At 42.9% G+C, this 8825-nt stretch carries 11 protein-coding genes; 3 read left to right on the top strand and 8 right to left on the bottom strand.

Features of this window, described 5'->3' with window-relative positions:
• Positions 1-525: 525 nt before the first annotated feature.
• The gene (locus FHC49_RS15895; RefSeq protein ID WP_157858749.1) at positions 526-681 is read left to right on the top strand and encodes a hypothetical protein; all 156 of its coding nucleotides are present in this window, start codon (positions 526-528) and stop codon (positions 679-681) included.
• A 326-nt stretch (positions 682-1007) separates the two neighbouring features.
• Here FHC49_RS15895 and FHC49_RS15890 read toward each other — a convergent pair whose 3' ends face one another.
• From FHC49_RS15890 to FHC49_RS15855, 8 genes are all read right to left on the bottom strand, one after another.
• On the bottom strand, positions 1008-2297 hold the full coding sequence (locus tag FHC49_RS15890; RefSeq protein ID WP_080330449.1) for a secretin N-terminal domain-containing protein: 1290 nt from the start codon (positions 2295-2297) through the stop codon (positions 1008-1010).
• On the bottom strand, positions 2278-3339 hold the full coding sequence (locus tag FHC49_RS15885) for a zonular occludens toxin domain-containing protein (RefSeq protein WP_220440277.1): 1062 nt from the start codon (positions 3337-3339) through the stop codon (positions 2278-2280). The genes FHC49_RS15890 and FHC49_RS15885 overlap by 20 nt, the downstream gene beginning before the upstream one ends.
• Positions 3339-3680 (bottom strand): minor coat protein, encoded by a 342-nt coding sequence (locus FHC49_RS15880; protein ID WP_080330447.1) that lies wholly within the window; start codon positions 3678-3680, stop codon positions 3339-3341. Before FHC49_RS15880 ends, FHC49_RS15885 begins: the two co-directional genes overlap by 1 nt.
• 2 nt (positions 3681-3682) lie before the next feature.
• A complete protein-coding gene (locus FHC49_RS15875; protein WP_220440276.1) occupies positions 3683-5140 on the bottom strand; it encodes a hypothetical protein in 1458 nt (485 codons plus the stop codon).
• 67 nt (positions 5141-5207) lie between these two features.
• Positions 5208-5432: a major coat protein gene (locus FHC49_RS15870; RefSeq protein WP_015979773.1), complete on the bottom strand. Its 225-nt coding sequence runs from the start codon at positions 5430-5432 to the stop codon at positions 5208-5210.
• Between the two features lie 91 nt (positions 5433-5523).
• Complete coding sequence (locus FHC49_RS15865) at positions 5524-5622, bottom strand: tail virion protein G7P-2 (protein WP_015979771.1); 99 nt, start codon at positions 5620-5622, stop codon at positions 5524-5526.
• A 2-nt stretch (positions 5623-5624) separates the two neighbouring features.
• Complete coding sequence (locus tag FHC49_RS15860; RefSeq protein WP_049122938.1) at positions 5625-5915, bottom strand: hypothetical protein; 291 nt, start codon at positions 5913-5915, stop codon at positions 5625-5627.
• A 22-nt stretch (positions 5916-5937) separates the two neighbouring features.
• Positions 5938-7053, bottom strand: a complete 1116-nt coding sequence (locus tag FHC49_RS15855) for a phage/plasmid replication protein (protein WP_220440275.1) — start codon at positions 7051-7053, stop codon at positions 5938-5940.
• Positions 7054-7247: 194 nt separating this feature from the next.
• Here FHC49_RS15855 and FHC49_RS15850 point away from each other — a divergent pair, with 194 nt between their 5' ends.
• Both FHC49_RS15850 and FHC49_RS15845 read left to right on the top strand, forming a co-directional pair.
• Positions 7248-7703: a helix-turn-helix transcriptional regulator gene (locus FHC49_RS15850; RefSeq protein ID WP_150319694.1), complete on the top strand. Its 456-nt coding sequence runs from the start codon at positions 7248-7250 to the stop codon at positions 7701-7703.
• A gap of 85 nt (positions 7704-7788) precedes the next feature.
• Positions 7789-8825, top strand: a 1037-nt coding sequence (locus FHC49_RS15845) for a TIR domain-containing protein (RefSeq protein ID WP_220440274.1), incomplete at its 3' end; no start/stop codon positions are given.

Here is an 8825-nt window from a genome sequence, read left to right as displayed (position 1 = left end):
TACATTATGCGCACCAGTAAGGCGTAAGAGAGAATCCAGCATTCTGGCACAGGAAAACCCCAGCCATCAGGTCATCGTCCGTCAGGACGGCTCTGGTGAAGCTGCCGCGCCGGATTAGCCCCAAACCTATAATCAATGACTGCGCGGCTTGGCCAACCCCGGTCAGCACCAAAACAAGTTTTGTCACTTCCCGGCGTTACCGTTAAAAACATGAACGCCAAACCTTTGCAGCCACAATTGCTTCTGTCCTATTATCGTCATGCAGTCGTAAGCAATTATGCAAAGCGGATGGTCGTACTGTTTCCTCACCAGTTACACACGACAAATCGTCTGCGATGTTATAGGACGGACAAGCTCTGCGGTTATGCAATGGCTCATGCACCTTACTTGTCTCTTGCCGCAAAATGAGTCCGGGTTTCGTGGGCATGTCAGGGTTCACGGTTGTTTACTACTGCTCTGAAAGGAAATTTTTTTCGCATGCGAAAAACTGGCGTCTTGCCATCAGCATAAGGAACACTTCTCGTCATGATAAAAAATGAACAGGAATATTACGCTGCTCTAAAAGAAGTCTCACCGCTTTACGATCTCGACCCGCCGGATGGTTCTGAGGAAGCCAGAAAACTGGATGAACTGTCTACGCTTATTATGCAATATGAGGCAAAAAACTATCCACTTGATTAGCTGAAAGCGGCGATTTGTTCCCCCCCTGATTTTTGCCTCTCCTTATGTTCCACGGCATAACACCCCACCTTTCAAGTTTAAAAGGCTGTAAAAACATAATATTATCAATTGGTTATTAGGTGACTAATTTATTGCCATGCCTTAACGGCATAGCTCCCCACCTTTGGGTCAGGAATGTTGCACGGTGATTTGTTCCGCCTGCCGATAATTAAAAAAGAGATAAGCGGCGATTTGTTCCACCTGATATACGGGGGGACTTTCCTGTCTGAGCTCCCTTCTCACCAACGTTCCCCCCGCTGCGCAGGGAGAACGCCGGTGATCCGGGATTAAAGCAGGTTAACGACGCGGGCGCGAATGAGAATGTACAGCGTGCGCTTGTTTGCATTTGAGCTTTTGGACGTGAAGAGCGCACCAATTAAGGGAATTTTCGATACCCACGGTACAGATGAATCACTGTCGCTTTCCCTGTTATCCACCATCCCGCCGAGCAGAACTGTCTGGCCGGATTTTAGCTGAACGGTTGTCGAAATTGAGCGTGTATTTGTGATGATGTCGGAAGCCGTTTGCGAATCAGAAATACTGTCCGCATTTGTTGAAACATCCATGATTAACAATCCTCCGGGTGTCACGACCGGAACAACCTTCAATGAGATCCCCACATCATGACGCTCGATCGTCTGGAATGGATTATTAACATTTGCAGCTTCTCCCGTGACCCGTCCCGTCACAAATGGAACATTTTGCCCTGCCGTAAATGTTCCTGGCTGGCCTGACATAGTCAGGATGCGCGGCATTGATAAAAGCGTTGATTTGCTCGATGTTTCAAGCGCTTTCAGGCTAAGCCCCAGAATGTTGCCGTTAAAAATACCAAAGGAGCCGCCAGTGCTGGATAAAACGGACGTGAGGCGGTCAGTATTGATTCCTCCCGCCACTGGACTGCCGGAAGGATCTCCCGCTGCAAAGGAGAAATCAAAACCATCGGAAGCCGTTGTTTCAAAAATAACTGATTCAACAAGAACCTGCGTTCTTGGCACATCAACAGAGGGAAAAAATGCTGCAAGTTCTTTATGTTGTGATGCTGATGCCGTTACGGCAAGAATATTCGCTCCATCAAAAGGATAAACTTTAGTACCTGCAATATTTTCCCCCTTCAGGAATATATCAATAACTGGTGCGAGATCCTTTGCTCTGACGTTATTGACCGGATACGTCTGAGTAATCAAATTGGCGCGCATCTCAGATTTAGTGAAAAAGTCTCCAGTTGGAGGAGGAACATCACCCTCATAAGAGGATGCCGGAACCGGCTCTGAGAATGAATCGGAATATTCATACGTATCACGGTTAAACTTTTGAACCACAGCAGGATTACCCGGACTGAGGTCAAAACCGTTCGCCCGGAGAACCGACGTAAAAAACTGAGACAGTTCATCCTTGGTGACATCCGCTGAGTAAACGGTAATTTCCCCTTTTACGTCCGGTGAAATAATCACAGGCTTTCCGGTTGTTTTTGAATACCATGAAACAAACTCCCTGACTGGCGCGTTATTCAGTTCGACAGGGATAGCAAAGCTCTGAAATGATAATGCACAAAGCAAACTAGCAAGTAACTTTTTCATGTTTCCCATCCTTAATAAGCTCTACCGCGCAAGGTGCTATATAGACCATGCGGAAACCGTCTTTAATTAGATCGTCAGATGCGATTTTTTGCTTCTTAGCATCCATAAACTCAAAACCAACCGTATTTCCCATTCGATACGATGTTGTTATTTTCAACTCTGATGGTTTATAACGGGATGTGATAATCTGCGGCGATGCTGGTTTTATCTGAGTTGTCGCTTCCGGTCTGGACAGACTGAGGTATGCGAACGCTGATACAAAACCACAAAACAGGCACAATACTCTTGAATATTTCTTTAAATAGATTCTGGAAAGTCTCATATAAAACGTAGCGTCCCTCTTTACGGCATACCGTCCATGTGAAAGATATGGTGTCAGGTATGAGAATGATGAATGCTCATAAGCGTCTGAAAATGCCTGTTTGGTATCATAAGCGGCATAAAGATCACGCCCCGTATAAGTCCAGCGTTCTACAGTCATTGACTGCGAAGAGTCACCATATTTAACAATTCCGACATGTACTTTTGGCAGCGGGAGTTTTGAACCCGTTATTACACTATAAAGTGAGCCAATGAATGGGATTGTGATTTTATCGAGGCGTCTGCAATAAACGACATGCTCTGCCAGTGCCACACGAGCTTGTTTATCCATGATGGATAAATCCTGAATAAGAAAAATAATATCCCAGCCCAATTTTCTGGCATGTAAAAACCAGTTAATTACGGACTGTCTTTCTTTATCAGCCCATGAACGTGAGTTAAACCATGTTCCACATTCATCAAGAACCAATAGTCCATTTTTATTTTCATCATAGGAATTATTGCCTCTCCCGATTGCCAGTAAATCCTCCAGTGAGGGTTTATCAGGTATTCGTATAACATCCGGTGACTTTGCAAATACCCCCACTCTCGGTAACTTATGAATGCGCAAGTCGAGATTCGTTGCCACCCTGCAACCAGAAACAATTTTGTCCTGGATTTTACCAACAGCGACCAGTGTTTTACCTGCACCAAGCTTTCCCGTTACAACATATACAGCCATTATGATTTATTCCAGTCAAGGTATCCTATAATTCTGTCTTTAACGTCAAAAATAAAAACTGCTGCTTTAAGCGAAAAAATCGCATACAAACATGGTGCTGCATTAGCAGGAACAACATAAGAAATTGCACTGGCAATTTCAGGCGGTAATACAGAAGTAAGATCTGAGAGATAGGAAACTAACAATCCATTCAGACCGATAATGAGACCAAGGAATAGCGAAATTGCAAGTGCTATTCTGGCAATACCCAATGTAAAAAACTTTGCAGCATATGCAATAAGAGCACCTGCAAGCCATCCAATAAATCTTGCCAGAACAGGAAGTCCAAGAAAAGCTGGCATAGTTACCCCCTTCCCTTACGTAATATTCCAGAAAAAGAATCGTAAACAGTAACGAACGTCCAGAAATATAATATGAAAGCAAAAATACCTTTAAACATATCAATGTATTTGCACTCAATAATAAACTCGTACTCTTTGCCGGGAGCAAATACAAATGGCGTACATTGTTTAAATTCAGGTAAGGTCGGAAATAATCCGTCTTTCAGAAATGAGTCCAGCAGAGGAGATTTATCACTCTCACCAATTGCATTCATCGCAGATGATGAACCTGCAAACTCACCAGAAATAGCTGACCCGTTGCCAACAAGCCCACCAATGCTGTCGGAAAATCCCCTTAAAGAATCCAGCGTTCCCTGTACAGAACCATCAAGAGATGCCCCTGTATCGGCCTGCAAAGCTGACAAGTCAAATGATTCAGTCAGTGCATCTTTATTGGCATTTGCCATTTTGACGTAATCAAAATCACCGGTTCCGTTGCCATTATTCCCGGTTCCGCCACCATCATTGCCTGACCCGCCTGACCCGCCTGACCCGCCTGACCCGCCTGACCCGCCTGACCCGCCTGACCCGCCTGACCCGCCTGACCCGCCTGACCCGCCTGACCCGCCTGACCCGCCTGACCCATTGCCACCCTGATAATTAATATTCGACTGTATTGTTATATTTCTGGAATAAGATGGCGTAACCGTATCAGTTATCAAAACAGCACGTGAGGCATCACACTTATTCTGAAAAGTTTCCCAGTTCATTATGCAGACGTTTGATGTGTCATAGGAAACCTGCTTTACATTAACGGAATAAGAATAACTAATGTATGTCGGGTTATTCACGTCAGATTGTTTTGATTCCACATTATAAGAAACAGCCTTATAACTGTTCTGTAGTAATTTAATATGATTGCCGTCACTGTCGGTTTGCTCAAACCACATATCAGGCTGGTTATAATCATACTTTACCGTTTCCGTAATGTTAGCAATAGCAATTGAATCAGCATTGTTAGACAGATAATACCCTGAACACATTGTGCAATTGGCATTTGTATAAAGCGAAAACTGAGAACCTATTGAGTCAGATTTAACCACATTAGAAGGAATGCTCAGAGCAGATAAGTCAGACGGTAAATTCACAGTCTGACCGGGTGTTACTGTATCTGGCGTAGAATTGTTTCCTGAGTCTCCATTACCACCCCCGCCAGATGAATTATCATCACCACCATTGCCAGAGCCATCAGCAGCACGAACAGGCGTCCAGTGCCCATTCCACGAAGTATCATTATCATAACCGATACCAATACCCGAAAGTTCGTAAATGCAGTTTTCAAAATTTGCATAACGTGAGTCTCCTTCTTTCCAGACATTACTTAATGTGCCATCAAATGCGGGTTTATTTAAACATTCAGCGTCTGTAGTTGCATGGGTAAAGAAAGGAGCAAAAAATAAAGCGATAATTATTTTCTTCATTTATGCTACCTGAATAAAGGGTGGCAGATGCCACCCAAATAAATGGTTGGATCGAAAGGATATTGAATTAAGATGCGCGGCTTACAAATTTCTTAAACAGTTTAATTCCCACCGTTGCACCAACAACAAGAACAACAAGCGCCCATGCGTACCCGGACATTTCGGTTGCCTGAGCGGTTAAAGAGTCAAAAGCAGCTTTAGCCTGACTGGTTGCATCATCTGCTGCAAAGGCAGATGAACCAATAACCAGAGTTGAGCCAGCAATGATTTTTGCAACGACTGATTTTTTCATGTTGAAACCTCAGATAATTTTTTAAACACCAGAATAGAATGAGATATAACCCATCCAACACAATAAGCAGCAAAGAAGTAAGATAGTGCACTCATCTTTGACCACCACTAATAACGCCAAGGCCAAAACAAATAACAAGCCCGGCATTAAATATTAATTGATAAAGAGAATCGAAGTCTGTTGCAGACATGTTTATTCCAGAAGTTCAAGTAACATGTCTACGTTGAATCCACGGGATTGCTCACCTGTTTGTTTATCTGTATATGGAAAGCTGCGTTCGTAGCCTGTAATCCGGCAATGAATATCTTCTATTTCATCCCCCACACGGCCAAGTGATTTCTTGGACTTAATGCGTATGACCGGAGGAAAGCTATATGCGTCAGCGGCAGGAGAAACCACTGTCGTGTAATAATAACCGCCGCCATTATTAAATCGTTTGATTTTTCCGGTAACAGTCGTTTCCAGATTTCCTAACTCACTCATATAAACACCTTTTGTTAATTAACTATGCAACACGTAAATGTGACGGACGTACATACCATGACGGAGCTATACACTCCTGTACCTTAATCTCTCGTGTTTGTTTCACAATCACCGGAGAGAATTTAGAAATATTGCACTTCTGCGCAATGTCGATACCAATTTTTCGCAATCGCGCACGATGTGTCTGAACCTGTTTTTTGTTAAAGTCAAATACATGACCATGAAACCACTGTATTGCATACATTGCGGTAGTATTTGCTGCACGGGTGGTTTCAACAACCCCACTACTTACAAGATGATCACTGATAGTTTCAAAATCCATAGCATTCACCGATAACTTTTTATCAAGTTCAAGAAAATCAGAATGTAACTTATGTAAAACAGAATAATCAGAAAGCCCCCAGTAGTTGAGTGCGTTCTTTTGCAAAAATCTGGACTTCAGTTTTTGCTCAAATCTTACGATTCCATTCTCTTTACAGAAAGAGATAATATCGAGCACGTAATTATATTCTTGAGATTGTTCGGAAAAACGATTCTTTATCTTTGTTAAAGAATGAAGTTCCATCTCATGGGCTTTGTTGTAAACCGTTGGGTATATGAGGTTTACATTGCCTTTTTTCGAAAGCCAGTCGACCGACTTTCCGTTGGAATGTAGCCGCGGAACACTGTTTCGGTATGGTTGAGTAGATAAACCAGAAATATAATCATCTTCATTGCCCTTCCCTAATGCTCTGTTTGAGGTAATGTGCAATTCTTTAATAATTGCCCCGTCAGCAATAAGGGGGGCTTTCTCGTTTTCTTTAGCCTGACCGGGCATCAGCCTTGTGCATTTCGTAAATGTCGGCAGACCAATCTCAAAAAGGATCTGATTGAAAACAGATACGCAGGAATCCACTGTCGGGAGACCAAATAGATTATCCAAACGCCCCCACCTGGAAGGGTTTCCTGATACTTTCAACAGAGATCCGCGAATTGAGATCGAAACCACATCGCAAAAAGATCCTTTATGCTGAAAAGTTGGCTGACTCAGCGCTGACGCTTCTCCACTTTCGAGATGGATGCGCTGATAAGCTACATCGCTCAAAATTGGTAGCTGAAAGCCAAAATCCTGTTCAATAGTCAGCCAGTCGAAAAACATAGTGTCTCTCTTGGTTTGAAATGATTCGCAAGTATCTGTTCTGACACTTTACGATACCACTTATACTATTGTGAGTATGAGCCTGAGTCAACAATATTGACACCATAAAGAATCAAAATAGACACTAAAGGTTCTGGGTAGAAAAATGGGGGTTAGAATTGAGACTTTGTGATCACTACAAGACGGTATCTGACATGGCAGCAGACAAAGAATGTGCAGAACGTATACGGCAGTCCATCATCCAGAATTTCACTTACGATGATATTGAGAATGAAACTGGCATCAGTGTCAGCACTCTCAAGCGCCTGGCATCTGGTGAACGCGAACCAAAACTGATCGAAATCCGTAAAATAGCTAAAGCTACAGGGAAGAATCCGGTCTGGCTTGCTTTCGGTGAGTCGACACTCGCCCTGTCAGAACACTATGGCGAAGATATGGCCGCTTTTGGTTATGGCGTAGATTTTCAGTTGAAGGGACATAACGCAACTGAGGCGGCAGCCAAAACACGTCTTATGGCCGCTATTCGAGATATTGAACCAGAAGACATTGTTTTTCTGGAGAAATTTATAGATCTTTTGAATCTGGATCGAACGATAAATAGCGTTAAAAACAAGCGGTACAGCATCGCTGAAGAAGAACCCAAGAAGTAAAAAACCGTGGGAAACCACGGTAAAGTTCGGGTGTCACAGAACCCCGAACCGCTTCGCGGTCAAAACTCTAACTCAGAGAACGTACATGACTATTGCACAGCAAATCGTAAAAATTGCAGATAAATTAGTTGAACACTCATCAAAAAAATTCCCTGAACTACAAGAAATAGAAGAAGCTTCATTAGTGGTAGACAAATCTTGGTCAGGATCGTGGCTAGGATATCAATCACGAGTTTACTACAGAGATTTTAAAACCCCGCCGCCAGGTGCTCATTTTAGTATGACTTGGGGTATGAGAGGTGGTTACGGTGGTGAAACAAAAGGAGATTGGGTCGAATATTTATTTGAAGGAGTGACTGACTACATATATTCGTGCGCAGGTGACCCTGACTTAGATCCTTACAAAGAAAAGGCTGATGAAGTCGAGGAGATATTTGATAATGCAAAGGATGAAGCACTGTCAATAATACATGCCAACATGAAACATTTACCTTCAGAAGACAAATTTCTTCAGTCATTAATAGAAAAAATCGAGAGTATGAAAATATACTCTGAGAGTGATTTTGTTAATGCCAGCAGTCCTAAGGGAAAGTTCCGCTGCGCTGACCAACTTGCTGTTTCCCAAGGGTTTTTAACCCCTCCTCATCTGGCGGTAAGAGTGAAGGTAGCAGCATTGCAAGAACCATATAAAGCTTGTGATGAGTTGCGGAAAATATTAGTTAAATTATACAGTCATATCAATAACATTGAAGAGAAAGCAATGGTATCGGAACGAATTGGCACGAATGTGTTTATTGGCCACGGCCGTTCGGCAATGTGGCGAGAACTTAAAGATTTTGTTCAGGACAAACTTCACTTGCCTTATGATGAATTTAATCGCGTTCCTGTTGCCGGCGTTACTAACATAACTAGGCTAGCTCAAATGCTGGATCAGTCTTGCATAGCATTCCTTGTAATGACAGCAGAAGATGAAATGCTGGATGGAAATAAACAGGCGCGAATGAATGTTATTCATGAGGTCGGACTCTTTCAAGGTCGATTAGGATTTGAACGAGCCATTGTTTTATTAGAAGAAGGATGCGAGGAGTTTTCTAATATAAATGGTTTAGGTCAAATAAGATT

It is taken from the genome of Kluyvera sp. EC_51, from assembly GCF_019584505.1.
GTDB lineage: Bacteria > Pseudomonadota > Gammaproteobacteria > Enterobacterales > Enterobacteriaceae > Kluyvera > Kluyvera sichuanensis.
Note: the sequence above shows the minus strand (reverse complement) of the source record. Positions and strands in the feature narration are given on the sequence as shown.